Consider the following 25,189-nt stretch of genomic DNA (forward strand, 5'->3'; position numbering starts at 1 on the left):
GCCACGACGGTGTCGGAGCGCCGGTCGCCGCGGTCGTCGAACACGCCGACGATGCGGATGCCGGACTCGGCCTGGGCGTCGAGGGCGCGGATCAGGTCCTCGGCCACGGGCCCGCCGCCCACGATGGCCGTGCGCCGGTCGAACCGGCCACGCCGCATCCGCGTGCGGATGATGCGGGCGACGGCGAAGCGTTCGGCGAGGAGAAGGCCGAGGCCAAGGGCGAAGAGGTTCGCGAGCCAAGCCCGGGTGCATGGATCGTCGGCCTCGGCCAGGACGAGGCCGGTGCCGACGACGAGGACCGTCGCCGTCCAGGCCAGGCCCAGCCGCAGGCCCGTGCGCAGGCTGCGTACGGCGTCAATGCGGTAGGCGCCGGCAGCCTGGAACAGACCGACGGCCAGAACCGCGACACCGAAGGCGGCCGCGAACTGTCGAAACGAGAGTGGGGCGAGGCAGGTGGCGGACAGGTGCCGGACCGCGACGCCGAGGGTGAGGATGAGGAGAAACTCGCCGGCCCGCACGCAATCGACGAGCACCACCGGGGACAGCGGCTCCCCCCTCCCCGCATTCCCCCGTCCCTGCGCCTCGGTTGCCCCGATGGGCTGGGTCGTGGGAGCGGCGGCCTGCCGGTCCGTCTGACCCGCCGCCTCCAACAAATCGCGGACGTCGAAGGCAGGCATCGAAGCCTCCAGATCTCAGGGCATGCGGCGTGCCCCGCGCCACGCCCGGTTCTGAAACCGGACAACAGGGCGCAGGGGGCGTTTCACGAGGGGAAACGCGACCCACAACCCCTGGCATGACCGCCTCACGGAACGTTTAACGCGATCCGCCGGATCGGAGCTCATCGCGTCGGATCTGGGGATACGCCCTCAGAAGTAGCTGACCCAGGGCGCGGTGCTGCGGCGCTTGAACCGGACCGCCCAGCGGCAGGCGGGGTAGAGCGCGAGGCTCAGGGCGGCGGCGATGAGCCAGAGATAGCCCGGACCCGGTGCCTCGATCCGCCCGGCGGAGCCGGCAAGGCCCGCCCAGAGGAGTCCGTCGTGGAGCAGGCGCAGGGCGTAGAGGTGCGTGACGTAGAAGAACAGCGGCACGCCGCCGAAGGTGCAGAGCCAGGCGAGCCGACGCGGCGGAACCGCCTCCAGCCATGCCAGCAGAATCAGGCCAGGGCCGAGGGTCGCCAGGAGAAAATCGGCCGAGGGCGGGTACTTCGTCAGGTTCAGGAACGCCCTGAGCGGCGCGTCCCAGGAGGCGCCGGCTTGCCACGGCACCGGTTCGCCGTAGCCGTTGAGGCCGCGCAGGATCGCGAAGCCCGCGAGCGCCGCCGCCCCGAGGCCGAGGAGCCGGCGTCGGCGCGTCGGCCCCGGCATCGTTCCGACGAACCACGGCCCGAGAGCGTAGCCGGCCGCGATGACGCCGATCCAGGGCAGGACGGGGTAGGAGGTGCGCGCGACACCCCACGGCAGGTCGATGAAGCCGCGCTGGTGCAGGATCGTCCACAGGATGTAGCCGGTCTCACCCGGCACGAGGGCGAAGGACGTCAGCAGGTTGTGCCCGAGCATGATCGCCAGGGCGACGCCGATGAGTGCCGCGCGGGGTAGCCACAGCAGTCCGGCCAGGGCGATCATGCTGATGCCGATGGCCCAGATCACCTGGAGGTAGAGGATCGGCGGCAGGAGGCTGCGCGTCCAGGCGACGTTCACCAGGGTGACTTCGAGGAGCACCAGGATCAGGCCCCGCTTCAGCATGAAGGCCGAGGCTTTCGCACGATCCCCGTGCTTGCCGGTGTTTTGTTTGGCCGCGTAGAGGCTGGCGGACAGGCCGGTGAGCAGGACGAAGACCGGCGCGCAGATGTGCGAGGCGGTCCGGGTCCAGAACAAGCCGGGCTCCGTCGCCGCGAGATCCATGGGGTCGCGGACCTGGGCGTGCAGGAAGAAGAACTCCCGCACGTGATCGACGAGCATGAGCAGCATCACGAGCCCGCGCAGGGCGTCGATGGCGGCGATGCGCCCTGTCGGCCGCGCCGGACCGGAGATCGTCATCGTTCCGCTCCCTCCCCCAGTGTGCGCAGCAGCTTCTGCACGCAACTCGCCGCCCAGACGGTGCTGCCGCGCGGTTTGCGGACCCCGCGCCGGGTCATGGCCCGGGCGATACCGCTCGGCGTCGTGAATCCCTCTGCCTGGATCTCCAGCAGGACCGGCGCGAGGCCGCGCGCGAATCCCCGTGCCCGGGCGATGGCGGCGCGCCGCCCGGCATCGCCGCAACGGCGTGGTCGCGGGCCGGCACCGGAGGTCTCGGGCATGGGGTCCATGGGGTGTGCGGGCAGGGAACGCCGGGCAGTCCGCTTCACGCCGGCCAGGCTTTCAGCCGGGCCCGGGCGGACAGCGCGAGACCGCCCGCGAGGACGATGAGCCAGGCCAGGGCCATGAGGGCGCCCCGGCGCCCGGCTGTCAGATCGATGCTGGGCTGGAAGCGGGGCACGTCGTCGTAGGCGTCGAAATCGAGGCGGGCCTGGCAGCCGGCGCAGACCGGCACCGGGTTCAGGGCCTGCGCGACGATGCGCGGCTCGAAGAAAGCCCGCAGGGTCCGCCGGTAGGCAGCGGCCGAGGCGAGGAAGGCGGCGTGCCGCCCGGCATCGGTGCCGGCGGCCCCCTGGAGGGCGAAGTCGAAGGTGGTGACGGGCGAGGCCAGGGCGAGCCACCGGTTCAGCGCGGCGCTCTCCCGGTCGTGCGCGCGAAAGCTCTCGCGACGCGCATCGAGTTGTACGTCGTAATGGGCGTCGCGGGCGAGACGTTTGATCTCGGGCGCCTCGACGAGGTCGGTGCGCCCCGCCGCACCGGGGATCCGGGCCAACCACTGGGCCGTGAGCCGCGGTCCCGCGCCGCCGTTGGCGAAGGCGTCCTGCACCTGCCGGCTCGCATCGATGGCGGCGATGCGCGAGGGCCTGTCCGTGAGACAATCGACCGCGATGGAGGCCGCTGCCGGGACCGCCACCGTGAACAGGGTCCAGGCGAGGACGAGGATCGACAGGGCGGCCACGGAGCCCCGCCACAGGGTCGCCACGAGGGCGCAGGCCGCGACCCACACGAGGATGTAGGCGGCGAGCGCGCCCGCCAGCAGCCCCAGTGTGACGCCCGAGCCGGCGAGGGACCGGATCGCGCCGGTCAGCCATAGGGCGAGACCGGTTTGCCCGAGCACCGCCACCACGAGGATCCCGGCCACGGCCCCGAACTTCGCCCCCGCCACGGCACGCGGCCCGATGGGCTGGGCCGCGATGAGCCGAAGCGTGCCGGAATCCCGTTCCACCGAGAGGCGGGTGCCGGCGAGCGCGATGATGGCGAGCGGCACGAGCACGGCGAGTACGAAGGCGAGATCGAAGGCTCCGAGCTTCAGCCGCGCCGCCGACCCGAGTTCGTACGCGACATCGTCGAAGACGGTGCTCGACCCGAAACTCACGCGCATGAACGAGGGCTGCACGTCGGACTGCCCGGTGGCCAGGGCAGCGAGCGGGGTCGGCGGCTTCACGGCGTGGACGGTGAGGAACTGCGTCATGTAGCCGAAGGCGTTGGTCGGATCCTGCCAGTAGTTGATCTTCACCGGCGTCGCCCGTGCGTAGCGGGCGTAGGCCTCGCGGGCGGCGACGATGGCCCGCCCCTCTTCCGCGGCCAGCGTCGCGAGGGCGGCGCGCTCGGCCTCCACCCGTACGGCCCCCGTATGGGCGCCGAGCAGCAGGGCGGCGAACAGGGCCGCCAGTACCGCCCAGGTCAGCCGCTCGCGCAGAACCATGCCGGTCTCGGCGGCGAGGAGGCGAAGGGCGCGCCTCACGGCGTGATCCGTTCTCCATGGCGTCAGCTTCATGGCGTCAGCCGCCGGACCGCCAGGACGGCGGCTCCGCCCAGGACGGCGAGCCACGTCGCCAGGATGGCGAGGGGCACGGCCCAGGCCGCGTCTGCCAGGGGCATCGGGCCATGATCGAAGGGCGGCACCGTCTCCCAGAGGTCGTGGTCGGCGGTGTAGCGGCGCTCTCCGCCCTGCGGATTGTCGATGATCGCCTGGTTCATCCGCCGCGAGATGCCCCGGCGGTAATGCTCGGCGGCCCAGACGAAGCGGACATGCTGGGCAAAGTCCGTTCCCGCGAGGGCGGCGGAGAGCGCCTGGAGGGCGATGCGCGGGGACAGGAGCCCAGTCCAGGCATAGGCCCGCTCCTGGCGCAGCAGGCTGTCGAAGAAGGCGCCGAACGCGGCATCCAACACCGCGAAATTGTGCTGCTCGTTCTCGCTCATCATCAGGCCGCGCAGGTCGACGGGCAGGGCGTCCGGGTCGGTGACGCCGTAGCGGGCGAGGACGGCCTTGGCCCGGTCGTCGTTCGCTTCCGCGGTGCGGTGCCCCCGGAAGGTCTCCTCGATCCGGGCGCGGGTCTCGCCGTAGGAGAGCGCCGGTGTGGTGGCGTCCACCGCGACGGTGGCGAGGCGGGGAGCGGCCACGCAGACGAGCACCCAGGCCAGCAGCGATGCCGCCAGCGCCGAGCGGGCCGTGCGGGCCGTCAGCGACAGGGTCATGGCCAGAACGAGGAACAGGGCCGCATAGGTGAGCTGTGCGGCCACCCACGGGACGAGGCGCGGCCACACCTCCCAGCCGGGCGCGTCGAGGCTCACCGCAGCGAGGCCGCCGAGGACGAGCAACGGCAGGCCGACGAGGAGGGCCAGGGCGGCGAGGAGCGCGCCGAGGCGGGCCATGAACAGCCGGCCTGGCGCAGCGCCGTTGCCGAGTGCCAGCCGCAGGGTACCGCGCTCGCGGTCGGCGGCGAAGGCGGAGAAGCCGAGGAGGATCGCGGCCAGGGGCACGATGAGCTGGACGATGTCGGCGACGCTGCCGAGGCCGGCGCGCGCGAGCGGGTTGGCGTCCTGGACCGCCCGGAAGACCGCATCGTTGAACAGGTGGGCCTCGATGCGGACCATGCGGCCGGTATAGGGCTCGATGCCGGGATCCAGGATCGCGAGCGGCGCGGACGGCTTGAACACCCACAGCCCGTAATGATCGGCCGAATGCGGGTTCTTGGCGTCCTGGCCGAGCCAGCGTCCGCGCTCGGCCTGCGCGATCGCTCTCACATCGCCGGCATCGCGCACGGCCTGTCGCCAGGCTCCGGCGAGGGCCACGCCGAGGAGCACCACCAGGACGGCACCGATCCAGCGCAGGCGGGCGTCGCGCAGGAGCTGACCGAGTTCGGCCCGGACCAGCCTCACGACGCGAGCCGCTCGATGTAGAGGCGCTCCAACGCCGCATGGTCGAGGTGTGCCGGGCTGATCTCCTCGACGATGCGTCCGGTCTGGAGCACGCCGACCCGGTCGGCGACCTCCTTGACCCGGTAGAGGTCGTGGGTCGCCATCAGCACGGTTGTGCCGCGGGCGGCGGCCGCCCGGACCACGGCCGAGAAATCCGCCGACGCGCTCGGATCGAGGCCCGAGGTCGGCTCGTCGAGGAGCAGCAGCCGGGCCCGGCGCGCCAGGGCGATGGCGATGCCGACCTTCTGGCGCATGCCCTTCGAATAGGTCGCGGCCTTGCGCGCGTGCGCCTCGGTCGCGAGACCGGCTTGCGCCAGCAGGCGGTCGGCCGCGTCGCGAGACAGGGCGAGCCCCGCCAGCGTCGTGAAGTAGCGCAGGTTCTCCCGGCCCGAGAGCGTGGGATAGAGCGCCACCTGCTCGGGGATGTAGGCGATGGCCGCCCGCGCCGCGATGGGGGCGGCGCCCGCATCGATTCCACAGACCCGGACCGTCCCGCTCTCCGCTTTCAGGAAACCCAGGATGAGGTTGATGGTCGTGGTCTTGCCGGCCCCGTTGGGGCCGAGCAGGGCGAAGACTTCGCCCGCATGTAACGTCAGGGTCAGGCCGTCGAGGGCCCTGCGACCGCCGAAGGTCATGACGACGTCGCCGATCGCCAGGACCGGTTCGTGCGACTCCAGCATCAGAACCGCACCGAGACGGTGCCGGTGAAGCGTCGCGGTGCGCCGGGATAGACCCGGAACACGTTGAGCGAGCTCTCGTAGATCTCACTGTCGAAGATATTCTCGACGTTGAAGCCGAAGCGGATGTTCTCGTAGCGGTAATACGCCAGCGCGTCGGCGACCACGTAGGCCGGCAGGACGAAACCGGTGCCGCCCGCGTCGCCGGCGCGTTCGCCGACCCCACGCACGCCGCCCCCGATCCCGAGGCCCGCGTAGGGGCCGGACTGGACTTCGTAGACGGCGAGCAGGCTGCCGCTGTGCTTGGGGATGTTGATGAGGGGGGCACCCACGGGCAGGACGTTGTCCTTCGTCACTACGGCGTCGGCGTAGACGTAGCCGCCGATGAGGCGCAGCTCCGGCGAGATCTGGCCCGTGGCCGTGAGTTCGAAGCCCTGGCTGCGCACCCCGCCCGCCGCGAGGGAGAAGCCGCTGTTGTTGGGGTCGGGCGTCAGTACGTTCTCACGCTCGATATGGAACGCCGCACCGGTGAGGCCGAGCGCCCCGCCATAGAGGTCGAGCTTGGCGCCGACCTCGTAGCCGATGCCCGTCTCGGGGGCGAACGGCACCCCGCGCGAGGCCGCCGCCGCATCTGGGCCGATGTTCGGCCGGAAGCTCGTGCCGACATTGGTGTAGAGGGAGAGTTCGGGGAGCGGCTGATAGACGAGTCCGGCGCGGGGCGTCGCGGCGGCCCGCGACTGCTCGACGTCGCTGCGCGGAATGCGCTCGCGGAACGACTGCTCGAAGAAATCGAACCGGACGCCGAGCAGCGCCTTCCATTCGGGGCTGAGCGCGATCTGGTCCTGGGCGTAGAGGGCCGTATTGGTCACCCGCTCGAGGTTGTTGCGCGGGATGGTGAGCGGCGGCAGGGGCTGGCCGTAGCGCGGGTTGTAGATGTCGATGGAAAACGAGTTCTGCCGGACGTTCGAGCGCAGATAGACCGTGCGGCTGTCGGTGCTCTCGCGCTCGAAGCCGAGGAGCAGGGTGTGCGCCAGGGGCCCGGTGGCGAAGCGGCCGACCACCTCGGCCTGGCCGATGGCGGTGTCCCACCGGTAGTCCCGGAAGTTGCGGTCGCGGGAGACCGTGCGGTTGTCGGCCGCGATGGCGCGGACCTCGGCGGATTCGCCCTCGAGTGTGCCGGTGTTGAAATGTGCGCCGAGCCGCATCTGCCAATCGGCGTCGAAGCGGTGCTCCAAGCGGACCTGCAGGGTGTTCGAAGTCTGCTCGGTGCTCTGGCCCGGCTCGCCGAGGAAGCGCGAGATCGGCAGGAAGCCGAGCTGCCGGTTGATGGCGATCACGCCCCGGTCGAACACGATGCGGTTGCGCACGAATTCGGTCTCGACGGTGACCTTGGTGTCAGGCGTGATCTGCCAGCTGATGGACGGCGCCACGAACAGCCGGTCGCCGTCGACGAAATCGCGAAAGCTGTTCTGGCGCCCGCCCGCGAAGTTGAAGCGGTACTGGACCGTCTTGTCCTCGTTGAGGGCGCCGCCGGCATCCACGGTGCCGCGGAACTGCTCGAAGCTGCCCCAGAGGCCGCCCATCTCGACGAAGCGCTCGGCCGTCGGCTGCTTGGTGATGATGTTGACCACGCCGCCGGGATCGCTGCGCCCGAACAGGGCGCCGCCCGCGCCCTTCAGCACCTCGATACGCTCGACGTTCTGGGTGTCGGGCGGCGGCGGGAACCCTCGGTTGATGGCAAAGCCGTTCTTGAAGATCTCGGACGTGGTCACGCCGCGCACGGCGTAGCTGAAGACCGTCAGGCCGCCGAAGTTGTTCTGCTGGGCGACGCCGGGGGTGTAGTTGAACACCTGGTCGACTCGCGTCGCGGCCAGATCGGTGATGACCTCGCGCGAGGCAACCGTGACGACCTGGGGCACGTCGCGCTGGGGCGTGTCGGTCTTGGTGCTGCTCACGGCGCGCGCCGCGCTGAAACCCGGCGTCGGTCCGATCAACCCGATGGCGCCTTCCGGCACGTTGAGGCCGATGCCGGTGCCCTCCACCGTGAGGGTGTCCAGGGTGACCGCCGTCTCCTCGGCACGGACCGACGGCGTCAGGGACAGGGCCGCGAGGGCGACGCCGAGGCGCAGGCCGTTTTTCAGGAGCATCGTATCGGGTCTCGAACGGGATGAGCGCCGCTCCAGCCCGTCGCCCGATGAGGGGACGCCCCCCGGCACCGGCTCAGGAGCCTGAATGGCGTTTGAAACATTATTACGTTGCGAAGCTTGGCCATGCAAGCTGAAACCTTGCACGCCGAAATCAAGCAAGCCGAGTTCGGGCACGGGCTCCGTGTCGCCGGGCCGGTTCTGAGCGGGAACGCTTTCGGGGAAGGGGTGATCGATCGCGGCCATCAACACCATCCAAATGGTTCTGGACGTGTCAGGCAGAGCAGCACGGGCGCGCGCCGACCATGACGGGCCGACGTCGATCATGCGACCCACCGGAGCACCCCGCCCGAGAGACGTTCGTCGCCAAGGCAGGTCTCCTGGCTCACGGATCGACGCCCCTGCCTGGCCTTCCCGGTGCATGGCACCAGTGACCGTTCTCGGCAGCGGCTCACCGCTCACAGTTGCGGGGGCAGCTTCGGCATCGCCCGGATGGGCTCGACCGAATTCCCTCTTAGCTCGCGATCCGAGGACCGCGAGAACCTTGACGGCTGTACGGTTCCATCCGGGTCCGGAGAAGTCAAGGCCGAGCGCCCTCGGCCGCCGATTGGAACGTCACGGCGCGAGACCTGCCGGGCCGAGACACGCAGGATCGTGGCGAGCCCCGGCGCCGCGCACACCGAGGACGAAGGCGGCGAGGTCCAGGACGCCAGCCGGCTGTCTTCCTCGAAACCCGCGGATCCGGGGCGGACGATCGATTCAGCTGCCGGAGGAGCCGCCCGAGACCAGGCGCAGACCGGGCGCGGGTCGATTCACGATGGCCTCCCCGACCTTGCGTTCCAACTCGCCGTCCCGGAACGGTTTCTGAACGATACTGTCGGCGCCGACCGCGCCGACCTTCATCAGGGCCGTGGTGTCCGCATAGCCGGTGACGAACAGAATCGGCAGGCTGGGCCAGCGTTTGCGGATCTCGGTGGCGACCTCGGCCCCATTCATGCCCGGCATCGCGAAGTCCAGCACCACGAGATCGACGCAAGGGTCCGCCTCGAGGGACGCCAGTCCCGCGAGGCCCGAGCCCGCCTCGCGCACCGCGTGACCGGCCTCCGCGAGGCGGGTGGTGGTGACCTCACGCACAGCCGTGTCGTCATCGACGACGAGCAGGACCGATTGTCCGCCCGGCAAGCGGCCAAGCCCGCATGCGGTCATGTGGGGGGCCTCGTGGACGGCGCTCGTTCCGTCCTCGACGCGGGGCAGGTAGACTCGGATCGAGGTCCCCTCCCCGACGATCGTGTCGATGCGGATGCCGCCGCCTGACTGCTTCACGAAGCCGTAGGCCTGGGCGAGCCCGAGCCCCGAACCCTTGCCCACCTCCTTGGTGGTGAAGAACGGCTCGAAGGCGCGCGCCACCACCTCCGGCGGCATGCCCGTTCCCGTGTCGCTGACGGCCACCATCACGTACTCGCCCGGCATCGGCTGCTCGGGGCGCGTCTGGGGGCCGGTGACCGTGACGTTGGCCGTCTCGATGGTCAGACATCCCCCGACCACCATGGCGTCGCGCGCGTTGATGGCGAGGTTGAGGATGACGAGTTCGATCTGGGTCGCATCCACCAAGGCCGGCCACAGGTCGGGCTGCAGGGTCGTCTCGATGCGCACCGCGCCGCCGATGGAGCTCTGGAGCAGGTCGCGCATGGAGGCGACGGTCTGGTTCAGACTGACCGGGGTGGGCTCCAGCCTCTGGCGGCGGGAGAAGGCGAGGAGCTGCGCCGTGAGATTCGCGCCCCGATCCGCCGCTCCCTTCATCATCGCGAGCCGACGCTTCGAGCGCTCGGTCGAGACTTCGCGCCCGAGGAACTCGATGTTGCCCGAGATGACGGTGAGCAGGTTGTTGAAGTCGTGCGCGACACCGCTCGTGAGCTGCCCGACGGCCTCCAGGCGCTGGGCGAGGCGCAGGGCCTCTTCCACCCGCTCGCGCTCGACGATCTGCATCTGCAATTCGGCGTTCGAGGTGGCGAGTTCCCGCGTCCGCTCGGCGATGCGGAGTTCCAGCGTATCGTTGAGGGCCTGAAGCGCGGCCTCCGCCCGACGCTTGTCGGCCTTCGCCTGGGCCTCCGCCAACGCCCGCAGGACGGTGCGTGGAAGACGCTCGAGGCGCTGCTTCGTGATGTAGTCGACGGCGCCGTTCTTCAACGCCTCGACGGCGGTCTCCTCGCCGAGGGTGCCGGACACGAAGACAAACGGCGTGTCCGGGCACTGCTCCCGGGCGACGGCGAGGGCGCTGATGCCGTCGAAGGTCGGCAGGACGAAATCGGCGAGGATCAAGTCATGACGGCCCGGTAGGGCGGCGGCGGCGAAATCGGGGCGGTCCATCACCCGATCGATCACGTAGGGGCGCCCCATGCCGTCGAGGGCGGCCTCCACCAGTTCGGCGTCGAGATCGCTGTCCTCCAGGTGGAGGATGCGGATCGCGTCGTCGGCGTCCATCAGGTGTTCGATGGCCAGCCTCCCTTGTGCGGCGGCGGCTCGTTCAGGACGGCCCAGAACACGCCGAGTTCCTGGATGGCCGAGAAGAATTCGTTGAACCCAACGGGCTTCACCACGAATGCGTTCACCCCGAGGTCGTAGGAGCGCACCACGTCGGTCTCTTCGCGCGAGGAGGTGAGCATCACCACCGGGATGGACCGGGTCTGCGGATCGCCCTTCACCTTGGCCAGGACCTCCAAGCCATCGACCTTGGGCAGCTTCAGGTCGAGCAGGATCACGGCCGGGTCCTGCAACGCCCGGTTCACGTGTGCGCCGCGCCTGTAGACGAAATCGAGGGCCTCCGCCCCGTCCCGGCAGATGACGATTTCGTTGGCGAGCTGACCCGCTTCCAGTGCCGCGAGCGTGAGCTCGATGTCGTTGGGATTGTCTTCGACGAGAAGGATCGGTTTCAGGTTGGCCATCTCTCAGGGTGCCTCGCCCCGCAAGGGCAGCGTGAAGTGGAAGGTCGCGCCCTCGCCGAGCCGGCCCTCGGCCCAGGTCCGGCCGCCATGGCGCTCGACGATGCGGCGCACGTTGGCGAGCCCGATGCCGGTGCCCTCGAACTCCTCGACTCGGTGCAGGCGCTGGAACACGCCGAAGAGCTTGTCGACATAGGTCATGTCGAAGCCGACCCCGTTGTCGCGGACGAAGAAGACGGCCTCGCCGTCTTTTGGGGGAAGCCGTCCGATCTCGATGACCGCCTCGGGTCGGTTCCGGCTGTACTTCAGCGCGTTCGAAAGCAGGTTCTCGATGACGAGGCGCAGCATGAACGGGTCGGCGTAGGCACGGCCCAGGGGCCCGATCTCCCAGCGCACGACGTGTGCGGGCGCCGCATCGCGCAGAACCTTGCGCCGGACCTCCTCAACCAGGGCGTTCATGTCGCCCGATACCCGGTTCAGGGCGTTGCGGCCCATCTGCGAGAAGGCCAACAGGTTGTCCACGAGGGTTCCGGCCGAGAACGCCGCCTCGATGATGGTGTCGACGTAGTGCCGGCCCTTGTCCGACAGGTTGGCGCCCTCGCGGGTCTTCAGGAGGTTCGAGTAGCCGACGATGTGGCGGAACGGGGCCCGCAGGTCGTGGCTGACCGAGTAGGAGAATGCCTCCAGCTCTTTGTTGGAGCGCTGGAGCTCCTCGCTCAGCGCGGCCAGTTCTTCCGCCCGGCGCAGCACGATCCCGAGGACCGAGGCGCGCAGATCCTTGGCCGCCTCGATCTCCGGGACGCTCCAGGGGAGCGCGCGCCCCTTCAGCGTTTCCTTCCAAATCTCGAACGACTTTCGCGGATGCAGGCGGTCGGGGCCGCCCTCCGGATCGGGCGTCGCCGGCTTGACCGGATTGCCGCCCCACTTCACCGTCCGCACCACCTCCGGCCGGAACCAGAGGATGTAGCTCGCGTACTTCTTGGAAACCGAGATCGCGAGCAGGCCGCTGGCCTCGGTGGCGAAGGCCGCGGCCGCCGGCAGAAGCTCCGACAGCGACTCCGTGGCGAAGACCTCCGCCGCATCGCCCTCGACCGAGAGCCAGTCGTACAGGGTCCGGACCTCGGCCTCGGAAGGCGTCGTGCCGATGATGCGGCAATGGTCGCCCGTGACGATGGCGGCTCCCGCCGCGTTCACCAGCGCCAGGACGTCGTCGGGATGCTTCAACAAACCGTCGACGAAGCTGTCCTCCTCGGCCATGAACCCGAGGAGCCGCGCCTGGACCGCCCCGAGTGCCAAGCGCTGCTCGGCCTGGGCGCCCCGCTCGCGGGCGGAGAGTTGCAGGGCGAAGATCTGGGTGAGGACGTCGCAGGCGTTGCGCGCCTGCAGGGGCACCCGGTGCGGGGTGCGGTTGTGGCAGGAGATCAGGCCCCAGAGCGTGTCGTCGACGAGGATCGACACCGACATGGACGCCATCGTGCCCATGTTGCGCATGTACTCGACGTGCACGGGCGAGACGCTGCGCAGGACGGATTGACTGAGATCGAGGGGCGTACCCGCCGGCGTCAGGGGCGGCGTGATCGGGACCGCCGCGTATCCGGCATCCGGGATGATGCGCAGGCGGTTGCGGCGGTAGAGTTCACGCGCCTGGGCCGGGATGTCGGAGGCGGGAAAGCGCAGATCGAGGTAGGACGGCAGGACCCCGTTTCCGTTCTCGGCCAGCACGGTGCCGTGCCAGTCCCGGTCGAAACGGTAGACCAGCGCCCGATCGAAGCCGGTGATGTGCCGGATGTCCTCGGCGACGATGTCGCAAAGCTCCTCGATGGAGCGGGCCACCCGCAGACGCTGTACGAAGGCACGCAGCCGTGGCGTCAGGGCATCGAGCCCCTCCTCGACGGAGGCATCCGCCTCTTCGAGTTCGAGCACGACGAGGTCGTCGACCCGGTGTGCCGCGACCTCGTAGGTCTGCCGGGCACCCGCCGGGCCGAGCGTCACCGTGCGCAGGTAGTGGGCCCCGTCCTCGGCCGGCGCAGCGTCGAGGTAACGGCGCACCACCGCGACCAACTCGGGCAGGACAGCATCGAGGCTCGCGCCGGCGACGACCCGAGCCGGCGCGTTCGCACTAGCCTGCGCCACGACGAGGCTCGCTGCGTCCAGGGTCAGCAGGAAGCCGTGGGGCTGCACGCTGCCGACGATGTGGATGGGCTCGCGGTCGCAGGCCGTGAGGTCGATCCTCGGCATCGTGTCCATCCGTGGCTTCAACCGGAACAGTCTCCCGCGATGGCGGCTCGTCGGAGCCGGAGGTTTGGGATCATGTAACACTGCGTAACTTCCCCGCCTACGCGCCAACGCCACGGATCGGTCCGTTTGTGAGGGCTCAAAAGTCACATCCGTGCGATGGGCCCGACCGAGCTCGACCGGGACCGCCATCCGGTCGCTGCGATCGGAGGTTCCGGCTTTCGTGGGAGCACGCGCCGCGCCGCCGCTCCGTCGCAGTCCCGGAAGCGCGCGCAGCGACCATTGACGGCAGCGTCGCGCCATAATAAATGTCGAACATAATTTAAAACGTGCCGGTTCGGTGCGAGGAGGCGGGCATGAATGCGAGATGGGTGCTTGGGCTGGGCGCATTGGCGCTCGCGGCCTGCTCGCCGGCCGAGACCGCCGTGTCTCCGGAGCCACCGCTGGTGCAGACCGTCGCGGTCGTGCCCGGGGTGGGGGGCGTCGCCCGCTACACCGGGGTGATCCGAGCCCGCACCGAGAGCAACCTCGGCTTCCGGGTCGGCGGCAAGATCTTCGAGCGCCTCGTCGATCCGGGCGACCGGGTGACGCGTGGCCAGCCGCTGATGCGCCTCGATCGGACCGACTTCACCCTCGCGCTCAATGCCGCGCGCGCCTCCGTCGAAGCGGCGCGTGCGCAGATGATCAAGGCCCGGGCCGACGAGGAGCGCAGCCGCAAGCTCGTATCGGACGGCTGGACCTCGAAGCAGACCTACGATCAGAACAAGGGTGCCGCCGATTCCGCCATCGCCCAGTTCGCCAATGCGCAGGCCCAGGCCGGCCAGATCGAGAACCAGGCCGGTTATTCCGAGCTCAAGGCCGATGCGGACGGCGTGGTGATGGAGGTACCCTCCGAGCCCGGCCAGGTGGTTGCGGCCGGTCAGACGGTGGTGAGGCTCGCCCGCGACGGATCCCGTGAGGCCGAGGTGTTCCTGCCCGAGGGCAGCCGGCGCCTGGCGCAGGGCGAGGCTTCCGCGACGCTCTATGCGGAGGGTGAGGCGACCTACCCGGCGCGACTGCGCGAGCTGTCGGCCACCGCCGATCCCGCCACACGCACCTACCGGGCGCGGTACATCCTGTCCGGCGGCGGCGAGGACGCGCCGCTCGGTGCCACCGTCACCCTGCAGCTCAAAGCCCTCGATGCGGTCCGTTCCGAGCGGGTGGAAGTTCCCTTGGGCGCGCTGTTCGACCAGGGGCACGGCACGGCGGTCTGGCGCTACGACGCCGCCACCGAGACGGTGCGCCCGCAGGCCGTCAAGGTCGCCCGCATGGGCGAGGAACGCGCGGAGATCGTTACGGGTCTGAGCGCCGGCGACCGGATCGTGGCGCTCGGCGCCCATCTCCTCAAAGCCGACCAGAAGGTGCGCCAAGCGCCTCCGAGCCTGACCGGGGCCGTGCGATGAACGGCCTCAACCTCTCCGCCTTGGCGGTCCGCGAGCGGGCGGTCACCCTGTTCCTGATCATCGCACTCACGGGGGCCGGCTTCTTCGCCTTCGGCAAGCTCGGGCGGGCGGAGGACCCGGCCTTCACCGTCAAGGTCATGACGGTCTCGGCCGCCTGGCCCGGCGCCACGGCGGAAGAGATGCAGCGTCAGGTCGCCGACCCCCTGGAGAAGCGCCTGCAGGAGCTCGTCTACTACGACCGGGCCGAGACCACGGTACGCCCCGGCCTGATGGTGACCAAGGTCATCTTCAAGGACAACATGCCCCCGGCCAAGCTCCAATCGGAGTTCTACCAGACCCGCAAGAAGCTTTCCGACCAGGCTTCGAGCCTGCCGCGCGGGGTGCTCGGGCCTCTGTTCAACGACGAGTTCTCGGACATCTACTTCGCTCTCTACGCCGTGCAGGCCCAGGGCCTGCCCCACCGCCAGCTGGTGCTGCGCGCCGAGGACCTGCGCCAGCGTCTGCTGCGCGTGAACGGCGTCGAGAAGATCAACATCCTGGGCGAGCAGGCGCAGAAGATCTTCGTCGAGATCTCCTACCAACGCCTCGCCACCCTCGGCATCACCGGCCAGCAACTCCTGGCGGCGCTCTCCAACCAGAACGACGTGACCCCGGCCGGCTTCGTCGAGGCGGCGGGTCCGCGCGTCTACCTGCGCCTCGACGGGGCCATCGACGGGCTCGACGCGATCCGCGACCTGCCGGTCGCGGCCGGCGACCGCAGCCTCAAGCTCGGCGACATCGCCGAGGTCAAGCGCGGCTACGAGGACCCGAAGAGCTTCGAGATCCGCAACGACGGCGAGCCCGCCCTGATGCTTGGACTCGTGATGAAGCCCGGCTTCAACGGCCTCAAGCTCGGCGCAGCCCTCAACGCCGAGGAGGTGGCGATCCATCACGAGACGCCTCTCGGCATCGGCTTCACCAAGATCACCGATCAGGCCAAGGTCATCGACGACGCGATCCACGAGTTCATGGTCAAGTTCTTCACGGCACTTGGGGTGGTGATCTTCGTGTCCCTGGTGGCGCTCGGCTTCCGGGTCGGCATCGTGGTGGCGCTGGCCGTGCCGCTCACCCTCTCGGCCGTGTTCGTCGTCATGATGGTCACGGGCCGCGACTTCGACCGCATCACCCTCGGTGCGCTCATCATCTCGCTCGGCCTCCTCGTCGACGACGCCATCATCGCCATTGAGATGATGGTGGTGCGCATGGAGGAAGGCGCCGACCGCATCGAGGCGGCGACCCATGCCTGGAGCGCCACGGCCGCGCCGATGCTGACCGGCACCCTGGTCACCATCGCGGGCTTCCTGCCAGTCGGCTTCGCCGCTTCCACGGCGGGCGAGTACGCAGGCAACATCTTCTGGGTGGTGGCCTTCTCGCTGATCATCTCGTGGATCGTGGCCGTGACCTTCACGCCGTATCTCGGCGTCAAGCTGCTCCCGAATATCGAGAAGGTCGAAGGCGGCCACGACGCGATCTACGCCACGAAGAACTACGAGCGCCTGCGCCGCCTCGTGCGCCTGTCCGTCGACCACAAGTGGCTCGCCGCCGGCATCACGGTCGGGCTCTTCGCCCTGGCCGTGGTGGCCATGGGCCGTGTCGAGCAGCAGTTCTTCCCGAATTCCGAACGGCCCGAACTCATCGTCGAGGTGTCCCTGCCGGCCGGTTCGGCCTTCGCCACGACGGAAGCCAGCGTCAAGCGGATCGAGACGGCCGTGCGCGACCTGCCCGAGGCGGGTGAGATCACGAGCTACATCGGCCAAGGCATGCCGCGCTTCGTGCTCTCGTTCGATCCCGAGTTGCCGGACCCCGCCTACGCGCAGATCGTGGTGCAGACCGCCGACGCCGCCGCTCGCGATGCCCTGCGGGGCAAGGTGCGAAAGCTCGTCGACGAGGGCCGCTTCCCCGAAGCCCGCGTGCGGGTGCAGCAGATCGTGTTCGGGCCGCCCATCCGCTTCCCCGTCGCCTTCCGGGTGGTCGGGCCCGACCTCGACGTCATCCGCGGCATCGCCGCCGGGGTGCGGGAGGTCATGGCGGCGAACGCCAACATGCGCCTCGTCCACCTCGACTGGGGCGACAGGACCCCGAGCCTGCACCTCGCCCTCGACCAGGAGCGCCTGCGCCTGATCGGTCTGACTCCGAAGGAGGCCGGTCAGCAATTGCAGAGCTACCTCAACGGTACGCCCGCCACCCAGGTGCGCGAGAACCTGCGCTCCGTCGATGTCCTGCTGCGCAGCCCCGGCCCCGAGCGGCGCTCCCTCGGCGAGATCGGCGACCTGACCCTGGCGACGAAGGACGGGCGCCAGGTGCCGGTCTCTCAGGTGGCGCGGCTGGAGACCCGCACCGAGTACGCTGTGCTGAAGCGCTACAACCGCGAGACCTACATCCGGGTCCAGGGCGACGTGCTCGACGGCCGTCAGCCCCCGGACATCCACGCCCAGGTCTTCCCCCTGTTGGCACCGATCAAGGCGAAGCTGCCGCCGGGCTACCGCATCGACACGGCGGGTGCGGTGGAGGAGAGCGAGAAGGCGATGCTGTCGCTGGTGGCGGTGTTCCCGATCATGCTGATCGTGACGCTCACCGTGATCATGATCCAGGTGCGCTCGTTCGCCACGATGTTCATGGTGTTCGCCACCGCGCCGCTCGGCCTCGTGGGAGCGGCGCCGACCCTGCTGCTCTTCCACCAGCCCTTCGGCTTCAACGCGATCCTCGGGCTGATCGCGCTGTCGGGCATCCTGATGCGCAACACCCTGATCCTGGTGGACCAGATCCACCACGACCGGGCGGCGGGCCTGTCGAACTACGACGCCATCGTGGAATCCACCGTGCGCCGGGCGCGGCCCGTGATCCTGACGGCGGCGGCGGCCATGCTCGCCTTCATCCCGCTCACCCATTCGGTGTTCTGGGGGGCGCTCGCCTACGTGCTCATCGGCGGGGTCGGCGTCGGCACCCTGCTGACCCTGCTGTTCCTGCCCGCCCTGTACGCCCTGTGGTTCCGGGTCGCGCGGGAGCCGCGCCGCACCGTCGCATCGGGAGGCGTACGAGGCACGATTCAGGCCGAGGCCGCGGGCCCGGCCGGATGAGAACGTGCCCCGATCGGGGGCATACACGGATCGTACGCCGTCGACGGGACGTGCGGTACGACGACCGGCCTGCAACTCCTGCCCCCTCGTGCAGGCCGGTCGAATGTCGTTCCTCGTCGGCTTCGTGCGGTCGGCCGGGGCAGCCAGCGCTTCATTAGATGACAGAACGCATTTATATGTCGGGTCGAGTCGTCGAAGGATGAGTGCATGCCGAGAGTTTCGCAGGAACAGGCCAAGCTGAACCGCCAGCGCGTGGTCGAGGTCGCGGCGGCCCTGTTCCGTGAGCGGGGCCTGCACGGGGTCGGCGTCGCCGACATCATGGCCTCCGCCGGCCTCACCCATGGCGGGTTCTACGGCCAGTTCGCGAACAAGGATGCCCTGGCGGCCGAAGCGTTCGATTCCGCCCTCGCCGAGGATCGGCGCGGGGAGGTGGACGCGATCGTGGTGACTTATCTTTCCCTGGCGCACGTCCGCTCCCCTGGAAAGGGCTGCCCCCTCGCGGCCTTGGCGAACGACGTCTCCCGGGAGGCACCGGGCAGCCCCATCCGGGCGCGGTTCACGCAAGGGGTCGAGCGTCTCGCCTCCATCCTGGCGGACCTGACGCCGAAGGCGTCCCGGGAGCGCCGACGGCAACGTGCCTTGGCGACGCTGGCGACGCTCGTCGGGGCCGTCGTCCTTGCCCGCGCCATCGACGACGAGACCCTGGCGAACGACCTGATCCAGGCGGCACAAGCCGCTGCCACGGCCTGAGACGCATCGGCACACGCCCCCGAACTTTCACGAACGTGATCCGGGCCGGGATCTGCCGCACGGGATCGTCCCGCTCGCAGGATTTTCGCGTGCCCTACGGTGCGACGCGGTGCTGAGGCGCGTCCGATCATCGTTCGAGGTCCGAAGCCGGCCGCGTCGACGCCGACCCGCCTCTCTAAAAAACCCCCGTCCCCTGCGTAGCCGTGGCGATGGCCGAACGGTCGGGGGCGGCTCTCAATGCGATCGGGAACGGACCTCGGATCGCCTTCACGACGGACATGTACAGAAGAGGGCCGGGAAACGAAGAAGCCCCGGACCATCGGTCCAGGGCTTCTCAGCTAAGTCGTTCGCACGACTAAGAAACTTGGTAGCGAGGGAGAGATTTGAACTCCCGACACAAGGATTATGATTCCTCTGCTCTAACCAACTGAGCTACCCCGCCAAGTCACCGCCACTGCGGGAATTCCGCTGCGGCGGCGAGATCGGCGGAATAGGAAATCCGCCTTGCGGTGTCAACGGGGTTTCGACGGGCAAACCGCCGGAACCCGGTGGTCAGAGCTGGGTGCCGAGGATTTCGGCGACCTGCGGAATGTCCTTGTCGCCGCGGCCCGAGAGATTGAGGACCATGAGGTGGTCGGCCGGCTTCGTCGGCGCGATCTCGAACACCTTGGAGAGGGCGTGGGCCGGTTCCAGGGCCGGAATGATACCTTCCAGCAGCGAGCACAGCTTGAACGCCTCCAGGGTCTCCTCGTCCGTGGCCGAGAGATAGGTGACGCGCTTGGCCTCGTGCAGCCAAGCGTGCTCGGGGCCGATGCCCGGGTAATCGAGACCGGCCGAGATCGAGTGCGCGTCGGCGATCTGGCCGTCCCCGTCCTGGAGCAGATAGGTCCGGTTGCCGTGCAGCACGCCCGGCTTGCCGCCCGACAGGGAGGCCGCATGGAGGCCCGAGGCGATGCCATGGCCGGCGGCTTCGACGCCGTAGATCTCGACGCTCGAATCGTCGAGGAACGGGTGGAACAGGCCCATGGCGTTGGAGCCGCCACCGATGCAGGCGATGAGCGAATCGGGCAGGCGCCCTTCCATCTCCAACATCTGCTCTTTCGTCTCGCGGCCAATGATCGACTGGAAGTCGCGCACCATGGCGGGATACGGATGCGGGCCGGCGACGGTGCCGATGCAATAGAACGTATCGGCGACGTTGGTGACCCAGTCGCGCAGGGCCTCGTTCATGGCGTCCTTGAGGGTCCTGGTGCCGGACTGGACCGGGATCACCTCGGCGCCGAGCATCTTCATGCGGAAGACGTTGGGGGCCTGACGCGCCACATCAACGGCACCCATGTAGACCACGCACTTGAGGCCGAAGCGGGCGCAGAGCGTCGCAGTCGCGACGCCGTGCTGGCCCGCCCCCGTCTCGGCGATGATGCGTGGCTTGCCCATGCGGCGCGCCAGCATGATCTGGCCGAGCACGTTGTTCACCTTGTGCGAGCCGGTGTGGTTCAGTTCCTCGCGCTTGAAGAACACCCGGGCGCCATGGCCGGAGGGCGCTTTCGCGCGCAGGTGTTCGGTCAGGCGCTCGGCCTCGTAGAGGGGGCTCGGGCGGCCGACGTAATGGGTCAGATGGCTGTCCATCTCGGCCTGGAACGCCGGATCGGCCTTGGCCGCTTCGTAGGCCGCCTCCAGATCGAGGATCAGCGGCATCAGCGTCTCGGCCACGAAGCGTCCGCCGAAGATGCCGAAGCGGCCACGCTCGTCCGGGCCGTTGCGGAACGAGTTCGGAGGGGGAGCGAGGGTCACGGGCGGCGTCCTTGGATGACTTTGCGTGCGGCCTGGGGTTGGGCGGCCAGGGCAGATGCGACGACGGAACGGATGGTCCACTCCATGGAGCGGTCTCGGCCATGCCGTTCGCCTGCGGCGAGACAAGCGCCTGATCTAGACCTGCATAGGGGGGGCGACAATGCGGCCAACCCGCCGTTTCCCGAATTCGGACGCTGGATGTCAGGCCGCCGCCACCGTGCAGCGAGCGCGCGCAGCGGCGATGAAGGCGGCGATTCGCACCGGATCCTTCTCTCCGGGGCGGTTCTCGACACCGGACGAGACGTCGACGGCGCGAAGACCCGTGCGGGCGAGGGCAGCGCCGACGGTCTCGGGGGTGAGGCCGCCCGACAGCATGGTGCCTTCCGGCAGGAGAGCGCCGGAAAGGAGGTCCCAATCGAAGGCGTGGCCGTTGCCGCCCGGCAGGGCCGCGCCGAGGGGCGCCTTGGCGTCGAGGAGGAGGCGGTCGGCCACGTCCGCGTAAGTCTGGACTGCCGAGAGATCGGCCCGCGTCGCGATGCCGAGCGCCTTCATCACCGGGCGTCCGGACAGGTGGCGGATGGCGGCGACGCGCTCCGGCGTCTCGCGCCCGTGGAGCTGAACCCAGTCGGGATCGGTGGCGGCGACCACGGCGGCGAGGAGCGCATCGTCGGGATCGACGAGGAGGACCACGCGCTGCGCCCGGCCCCGGGCCCGCTCCGACAGGTCACTGGCCACAGCGAGGTCGACGTGGCGCGGGCTCCTCCGGAAATGGACGAAGCCGACGAGGTCGGCGCCGGCGTCGAGGGCTGCCCCGAGGGTCGGCCCGGTGCTCAGTCCGCAGATCTTGATGGCGATAGCGGACATCGGGTTCTCAGCGCGGGGCCGGCAGGGCGACGCGCTCGGAGGGGCCGCGCGACAGGCCGTGGAGCCCCTCCCCGACCGGATTCGGCGCGGCGGTGCGCAGGCGTGCCGTCTCGCCTTCGAGGCGGCGGATCTCGCGGCGGCGCTCGGCGCTGGTGCGCCGGGTGCCCGACTGACCGAGCCAGGCGCCGCAGCCGCCGAGGAGCACGCCGAGCCCGACGGCGATGAACAGGATCACGTACAGCGGCAGGGTCACGCTGAAGACCGGCATGTCCGGCGAGAACGGATCGAACGACAGGCGCACGGCGTCCCTGTTCGCCACCGCCAGGGCGACGACGACGACCGCCACCGGGAGCAGGACCAAACCCTTGAAGAAGCGGATCATCGAAGCACTCCGATCGAATCTGTAGTCCGGCGGTTCACGAGGCGGCGGCGGTGGCCGCCTCCTCGCCGATGCCGGCCTCGTTGAGGCGCAGGCGCATCTCCTTGCCGGTCTTGAACACCGGGATGGCCTTCTCGGAGACGGCAACGGCCGCACCCGTGCGCGGGTTGCGCCCGCGCCGTGCATCCCGTCGCTTCACCGAGAACGCCCCGAAGCCGCGCAACTCGACCCGGTCGCCCCGGGCGAGGGCATCCGCGATGGTGTCGAGGATCGCGTTGACCAGGGTCTCGACGTCGCGCTGGTAGAGGTGGGGGTTCTGCTCGGCGATCCTGAGCACGAGCTCCGATTTGATCATGCTGCGGCCTTCACGACGTCATGAACGGTTTCAGCGGGCGGCTTCGGCGGGGCTGGGCCGCCAAACGGCCAGGAGCCCGCCCTGCGCCGCGCCCGCCGTCTCGTCGCCGATCAGGCGGAGATGTGCGGCGAGCCCGTCCAGGCCCACGAGATCGGCGCCGAGGCCGAGCGCCGACCAAATCTGGAAGTCGCTCTTGGCCTTCGGCTTCCAATCCAGCACTGGCAGGTTCTTGGCGACGCCCCGCTCGGATTCGAGCCAGGCGATGGCCTGGCGCTCGCCGCCGATCCCATCGACGAGCTTCAGGGGGACGCTCTGGCGCCCGCTGAACACCCGCCCGTCGGAGACGGTGGCGAGTTCGCGGTCGTTCATCTTGCGGCGCTCGGACACGAGTCCCTTGAACCAGGCGTAGGTGTCGCCGACCACGGCAGCGAGGGCCGCGCGCGCCTCCGGCGAAGTCGGAGTGAAGCCCGACGGCTCGGCCTTGAGGGGCGAGGATTTCACCGATTCGACCTTCACCCCGACCTTGTCGAGGAGGCCGGACAGGTCCGGATACTGGAACAGGACGCCGATGGAGCCGACGAGCGCCGTCTCCCGCGCGACGATGTGGTCGGCCGCGATGGCGGCGATGTAGGCGCCGGATGCGGCAGTGCCGTCGACGAAGGCCACCATGGGCTTCTTCTCGGCGAGCGCGCGCAGGTTGCGGTAGAGTTCCTCCGAGCCGGTGGTGGTGCCGCCGGGCGAGGAGATCGAAACCACCACGCCCTGGACCGCACCAGCGTCGCGCACGCGCTCGATGAGCTTGGTGGTGGCCTCGGCGCCGGCGATGAAGCCGCCGATGGAGATGCGCGCGATCTGGGGTTTGACCGCTCCGAAGCCGAGGGGTTCGGTGCCGCTGCGGATGCGCAGACCCACCGCGCCGACGGCGAGAACGAGACCGCCGATCCCCACCACCCGCCATAGGGAAAGCTTACGGCGCAGGCGCCTGCGATCGATCAGGAGTTCGGCGTCAGCGGCCATGCGATGGTTCGCTCCCTCGCGCACCGACCGTTCCCGGCCGTGATGGGTTGTCCGAGCTTCGCGCCGCCCGGCTTCGCCGCGGTTCGCGGCAGTGCCCAGGACCCTGTGCCATCCGTCGCCGGATGGACTCAAGCCCTTGCCCCGCCTCGCATCCTCGGCGTGGGTGTTCTAGCCTTGCCCGCCACGGACCGGCAAGAGGGGGCGGGCGGCGGAAGCGGGCGGAATTCGCAAGTCCTCGCAGCCCGGACAAGTCATCTCCGGCAAGTCTTCGCGGTGCGGGATGCCAGTTCTCGCACGGATATCGCGCCGCCAGACGCAAAAATGCCCGCGCGAGGTTTGATCCCCGCACGGGCGTCTTCAGTTCAGGGCCCCGGGAGCCATCGTGGATCCCGGGGTGTCGCGCCGGGACGATTAATCCTGGGCGTCGTCCTTGTCGTCGCTGGTGCGGGCCTTCTTGAAGGCCGCGCCCAGGATCTCGCCCAGCGAGGCGCCGGAATCGGCGGAGCCGAACTGCGCCATCGCCTCCTTCTCCTCGGCCATTTCGAGGGCCTTGATGGAGAGCTGGACCCGGCGCGCCTTGCGGTCGAACTGGATCACGCGGGCGTCGAACTTCTCGCCGGCGGCGAAGCGCTCGGGGCGCTGGTCGCCGCGGTCGCGGGCGAGCTCGGCCCGGCGGATGAAGGTGGTGAGGTCGGTGTCGACGATCTTCACGTCGACGCCCGAATCCTTCACTTCCGTCACTTCGCAGGTCACGATCTGACCCTTCTTGAGCTCACCGGCCTCCGTGAAGGGGTCGCCGCCGAGCTGCTTCACGCCCAGCGAGATGCGCTCCTTCTCGACATCGACGTCGAGAACCTGGGCGCGCAGCATGTCGCCCTTCTTGAACTCCTCGATGACCTGCTCGCCGGGACGGTTCCAGTCGAGATCCGACAGGTGGACCATGCCGTCGACATCGCCGTCGAGGCCGATGAACAGGCCGAACTCGGTCTTGTTCTTGACCTCGCCCTCGACCTCGGAGCCGACCGGATGCTGCTCGGCGAAGGCCTCCCAGGGGTTCTGGAGGGTCTGCTTGAGGCCGAGCGAGATGCGACGCTTGACCGGATCGACCTCGAGGATCTGCACTTCCACTTCCTGGGAGGTGGAGACGATCTTGCCCGGGTGGACGTTCTTCTTCGTCCAGGACATCTCGGAGACGTGGATCAGGCCCTCGATGCCCGGCTCCAGCTCCACGAAGGCGCCGTAATCGGTGATGTTGGTGACACGGCCCTTGAGCTTGGCGTCGACGGGGTAGCGCTGGGCGATGCCCTCCCACGGATCGGCGAGCAGCTGCTTGATGCCGAGCGAGATGCGGTGGGTCTCGTGGTTGATCTTGATGATCTTGACCTTGACCGTCTGGCCGATGGTCACGACCTCGGACGGATGGTTCACGCGGCGCCACGCCATGTCGGTGACGTGAAGCAGGCCGTCGATGCCGCCCAGATCCACGAACGCACCGTACTCGGTGATGTTCTTGACGACGCCGTCGATGACCTGACCCTCTTCGAGGTTGGCCACGAGCTCGGAGCGCTGCTCGGCGCGGCTCTCCTCGAGGACGGTGCGACGCGACACGACGATGTTGCCGCGGCGGCGATCCATCTTGAGGATCTGGAACGGCTGGGGCGTGCCGAGCAGGGGCGTGACGTCGCGCACGGGGCGGATGTCGACCTGGGAGCGCGGCAGGAACGCCACGGCGCCGTCGAGGTCGACGGTGTAACCGCCCTTGACCTGGTTGAAGATGGCGCCGGTGACGCGCTCGTTGGCCTCGAAGGCCTTCTCGAGCTTGACCCAGCTCTCCTCGCGGCGCGCCTTGTCGCGCGAGATGACGGCCTCGCCCAGCGCGTTCTCGATGCGGTCGACATAGACCTCGACCTCGTCGCCGACGGCGAGATCGCCTTCGCGGCCGGGACCGTTGAATTCCTTGAGGGCGACACGGCCTTCCGTCTTGGCGCCGATGTCGATGACGGCCACGTCCTTCTCGATCGCGACGACGCGACCCTTGACGACGGACCCTTCGGTGATCTCGTGCTCGAGGAAGCTCTCCTCGAGGAGAGCCGCGAAATCGTCGCGGCTCGGGTTACGCTGCAGGGCGTTACCAGCGGTCATTCTGTCTCCTGACAGGCCTCATCGGAGGCCGGCGTCGGCGGTTCGTGTGACGGGGCACC

18 protein-coding genes, 1 tRNA gene, 1 pseudogene and 1 riboswitch are annotated in these 25,189 nt (G+C 69.3%); of the genes and pseudogenes, 3 read left to right on the forward strand and 17 right to left on the reverse strand.

Annotated features, from left to right (window positions below; genetic code table 11):
• The 10 genes and pseudogenes from ASG60_RS07005 to ASG60_RS07050 form a co-directional block, all read right to left on the reverse strand.
• Positions 1-677 (reverse strand): annotated as a pseudogene (locus ASG60_RS07005) (undecaprenyl-phosphate glucose phosphotransferase); the annotation flags it as partial.
• Positions 678-866: 189 nt separating this feature from the next.
• Positions 867-2,036, reverse strand: a complete 1,170-nt coding sequence (locus tag ASG60_RS07010) for a heparan-alpha-glucosaminide N-acetyltransferase domain-containing protein (RefSeq protein ID WP_056384714.1) — start codon at positions 2,034-2,036, stop codon at positions 867-869.
• Entirely contained in the window at positions 2,033-2,305 is a 273-nt protein-coding gene (locus ASG60_RS07015) for a hypothetical protein (protein ID WP_056384716.1), read from the reverse strand. The genes ASG60_RS07010 and ASG60_RS07015 overlap by 4 nt, the downstream gene beginning before the upstream one ends.
• Before the next feature lie 35 nt (positions 2,306-2,340).
• Positions 2,341-3,819, reverse strand: a complete 1,479-nt coding sequence (locus ASG60_RS07020; protein WP_056384718.1) for an ABC transporter permease subunit — start codon at positions 3,817-3,819, stop codon at positions 2,341-2,343.
• Positions 3,820-3,848: 29 nt separating this feature from the next.
• Positions 3,849-5,237 carry a DUF3526 domain-containing protein gene (locus ASG60_RS07025; RefSeq protein ID WP_056384720.1) on the reverse strand — a complete coding sequence of 463 codons (1,389 nt, stop codon included), beginning with the start codon at positions 5,235-5,237 and terminating at the stop codon, positions 3,849-3,851.
• A complete protein-coding gene (locus ASG60_RS07030; RefSeq protein WP_056358893.1) occupies positions 5,234-5,956 on the reverse strand; it encodes an ABC transporter ATP-binding protein in 723 nt (240 codons plus the stop codon). Before ASG60_RS07030 ends, ASG60_RS07025 begins: the two co-directional genes overlap by 4 nt.
• A complete protein-coding gene (locus ASG60_RS07035; RefSeq protein WP_082531659.1) occupies positions 5,956-8,100 on the reverse strand; it encodes a TonB-dependent siderophore receptor in 2,145 nt (714 codons plus the stop codon). Before ASG60_RS07035 ends, ASG60_RS07030 begins: the two co-directional genes overlap by 1 nt.
• A gap of 349 nt (positions 8,101-8,449) precedes the next feature.
• Positions 8,450-8,659, reverse strand: a riboswitch (cobalamin riboswitch).
• 197 nt (positions 8,660-8,856) lie between these two features.
• Positions 8,857-10,578 (reverse strand): response regulator, encoded by a 1,722-nt coding sequence (locus tag ASG60_RS07040; protein ID WP_056264580.1) that lies wholly within the window; start codon positions 10,576-10,578, stop codon positions 8,857-8,859.
• Entirely contained in the window at positions 10,578-11,039 is a 462-nt protein-coding gene (locus ASG60_RS07045) for a response regulator (protein ID WP_056169090.1), read from the reverse strand. The genes ASG60_RS07040 and ASG60_RS07045 overlap by 1 nt, the downstream gene beginning before the upstream one ends.
• A 3-nt stretch (positions 11,040-11,042) precedes the next feature.
• Positions 11,043-13,274 (reverse strand): ATP-binding protein, encoded by a 2,232-nt coding sequence (locus ASG60_RS07050; RefSeq protein WP_244476598.1) that lies wholly within the window; start codon positions 13,272-13,274, stop codon positions 11,043-11,045.
• Positions 13,275-13,627: 353 nt separating this feature from the next.
• Here ASG60_RS07050 and ASG60_RS07055 point away from each other — a divergent pair, with 353 nt between their 5' ends.
• From ASG60_RS07055 to ASG60_RS07065, 3 genes are all read left to right on the forward strand, one after another.
• Positions 13,628-14,713 (forward strand): efflux RND transporter periplasmic adaptor subunit, encoded by a 1,086-nt coding sequence (locus ASG60_RS07055; RefSeq protein ID WP_056384724.1) that lies wholly within the window; start codon positions 13,628-13,630, stop codon positions 14,711-14,713.
• Positions 14,710-17,829: an efflux RND transporter permease subunit gene (locus ASG60_RS07060; protein ID WP_056384726.1), complete on the forward strand. Its 3,120-nt coding sequence runs from the start codon at positions 14,710-14,712 to the stop codon at positions 17,827-17,829. The genes ASG60_RS07055 and ASG60_RS07060 overlap by 4 nt, the downstream gene beginning before the upstream one ends.
• A gap of 207 nt (positions 17,830-18,036) precedes the next feature.
• Positions 18,037-18,579, forward strand: a complete 543-nt coding sequence (locus tag ASG60_RS07065; RefSeq protein WP_056384728.1) for a TetR family transcriptional regulator — start codon at positions 18,037-18,039, stop codon at positions 18,577-18,579.
• 365 nt (positions 18,580-18,944) lie between these two features.
• Here ASG60_RS07065 and ASG60_RS07070 read toward each other — a convergent pair.
• The 7 genes from ASG60_RS07070 to rpsA form a co-directional block, all read right to left on the reverse strand.
• Positions 18,945-19,021, reverse strand: a tRNA-Met gene (locus tag ASG60_RS07070).
• Positions 19,022-19,131: 110 nt separating this feature from the next.
• A complete protein-coding gene (gene trpB / locus ASG60_RS07075) occupies positions 19,132-20,373 on the reverse strand; it encodes a tryptophan synthase subunit beta (RefSeq protein ID WP_056263784.1) in 1,242 nt (413 codons plus the stop codon).
• Between the two features lie 201 nt (positions 20,374-20,574).
• A complete protein-coding gene (locus tag ASG60_RS07080) occupies positions 20,575-21,237 on the reverse strand; it encodes a phosphoribosylanthranilate isomerase (protein ID WP_056304279.1) in 663 nt (220 codons plus the stop codon).
• Positions 21,238-21,244: 7 nt separating this feature from the next.
• Positions 21,245-21,619 (reverse strand): lipopolysaccharide assembly protein LapA domain-containing protein, encoded by a 375-nt coding sequence (locus ASG60_RS07085; RefSeq protein WP_056384730.1) that lies wholly within the window; start codon positions 21,617-21,619, stop codon positions 21,245-21,247.
• A 34-nt stretch (positions 21,620-21,653) separates the two neighbouring features.
• A complete protein-coding gene (gene ihfB, locus ASG60_RS07090; RefSeq protein WP_056169109.1) occupies positions 21,654-21,971 on the reverse strand; it encodes an integration host factor subunit beta in 318 nt (105 codons plus the stop codon).
• Positions 21,972-22,001: 30 nt separating this feature from the next.
• Positions 22,002-22,988 (reverse strand): signal peptide peptidase SppA, encoded by a 987-nt coding sequence (gene sppA, locus ASG60_RS07095; RefSeq protein ID WP_056169111.1) that lies wholly within the window; start codon positions 22,986-22,988, stop codon positions 22,002-22,004.
• 411 nt (positions 22,989-23,399) lie between these two features.
• Entirely contained in the window at positions 23,400-25,130 is a 1,731-nt protein-coding gene (rpsA, locus tag ASG60_RS07100) for a 30S ribosomal protein S1 (protein WP_056169113.1), read from the reverse strand.
• Positions 25,131-25,189 lie beyond the last annotated feature (59 nt).

The organism is Methylobacterium sp. Leaf469 (assembly GCF_001424745.1).
Lineage (GTDB): Bacteria > Pseudomonadota > Alphaproteobacteria > Rhizobiales > Beijerinckiaceae > Methylobacterium.

What these genes read in the sequence shown, in the direction of transcription:
- ASG60_RS07010 (WP_056384714.1), bottom strand. Translation starts at nt 2,036, where the DNA reads ATGACGATCTCCGGTCCGGCGCGGCCGACAGGGCGCATCGCCGCCATC.
- ASG60_RS07015 (WP_056384716.1), bottom strand. Translation starts at nt 2,305, where the DNA reads ATGGACCCCATGCCCGAGACCTCCGGTGCCGGCCCGCGACCACGCCGT.
- ASG60_RS07030 (WP_056358893.1), bottom strand. Translation starts at nt 5,956, where the DNA reads ATGCTGGAGTCGCACGAACCGGTCCTGGCGATCGGCGACGTCGTCATG.
- ASG60_RS07035 (WP_082531659.1), bottom strand. Translation starts at nt 8,100, where the DNA reads ATGCTCCTGAAAAACGGCCTGCGCCTCGGCGTCGCCCTCGCGGCCCTG.
- ASG60_RS07040 (WP_056264580.1), bottom strand. Translation starts at nt 10,578, where the DNA reads ATGGACGCCGACGACGCGATCCGCATCCTCCACCTGGAGGACAGCGAT.
- ASG60_RS07045 (WP_056169090.1), bottom strand. Translation starts at nt 11,039, where the DNA reads ATGGCCAACCTGAAACCGATCCTTCTCGTCGAAGACAATCCCAACGAC.
- ASG60_RS07050 (WP_244476598.1), bottom strand. Translation starts at nt 13,274, where the DNA reads ATGCCGAGGATCGACCTCACGGCCTGCGACCGCGAGCCCATCCACATC.
- ASG60_RS07055 (WP_056384724.1), top strand. Translation starts at nt 13,628, where the DNA reads ATGAATGCGAGATGGGTGCTTGGGCTGGGCGCATTGGCGCTCGCGGCC.
- ASG60_RS07060 (WP_056384726.1), top strand. Translation starts at nt 14,710, where the DNA reads ATGAACGGCCTCAACCTCTCCGCCTTGGCGGTCCGCGAGCGGGCGGTC.
- ASG60_RS07065 (WP_056384728.1), top strand. Translation starts at nt 18,037, where the DNA reads ATGCCGAGAGTTTCGCAGGAACAGGCCAAGCTGAACCGCCAGCGCGTG.
- ASG60_RS07080 (WP_056304279.1), bottom strand. Translation starts at nt 21,237, where the DNA reads ATGTCCGCTATCGCCATCAAGATCTGCGGACTGAGCACCGGGCCGACC.
- ASG60_RS07085 (WP_056384730.1), bottom strand. Translation starts at nt 21,619, where the DNA reads ATGATCCGCTTCTTCAAGGGTTTGGTCCTGCTCCCGGTGGCGGTCGTC.
- ihfB (WP_056169109.1), bottom strand. Translation starts at nt 21,971, where the DNA reads ATGATCAAATCGGAGCTCGTGCTCAGGATCGCCGAGCAGAACCCCCAC.
- sppA (WP_056169111.1), bottom strand. Translation starts at nt 22,988, where the DNA reads ATGGCCGCTGACGCCGAACTCCTGATCGATCGCAGGCGCCTGCGCCGT.
- rpsA (WP_056169113.1), bottom strand. Translation starts at nt 25,130, where the DNA reads ATGACCGCTGGTAACGCCCTGCAGCGTAACCCGAGCCGCGACGATTTC.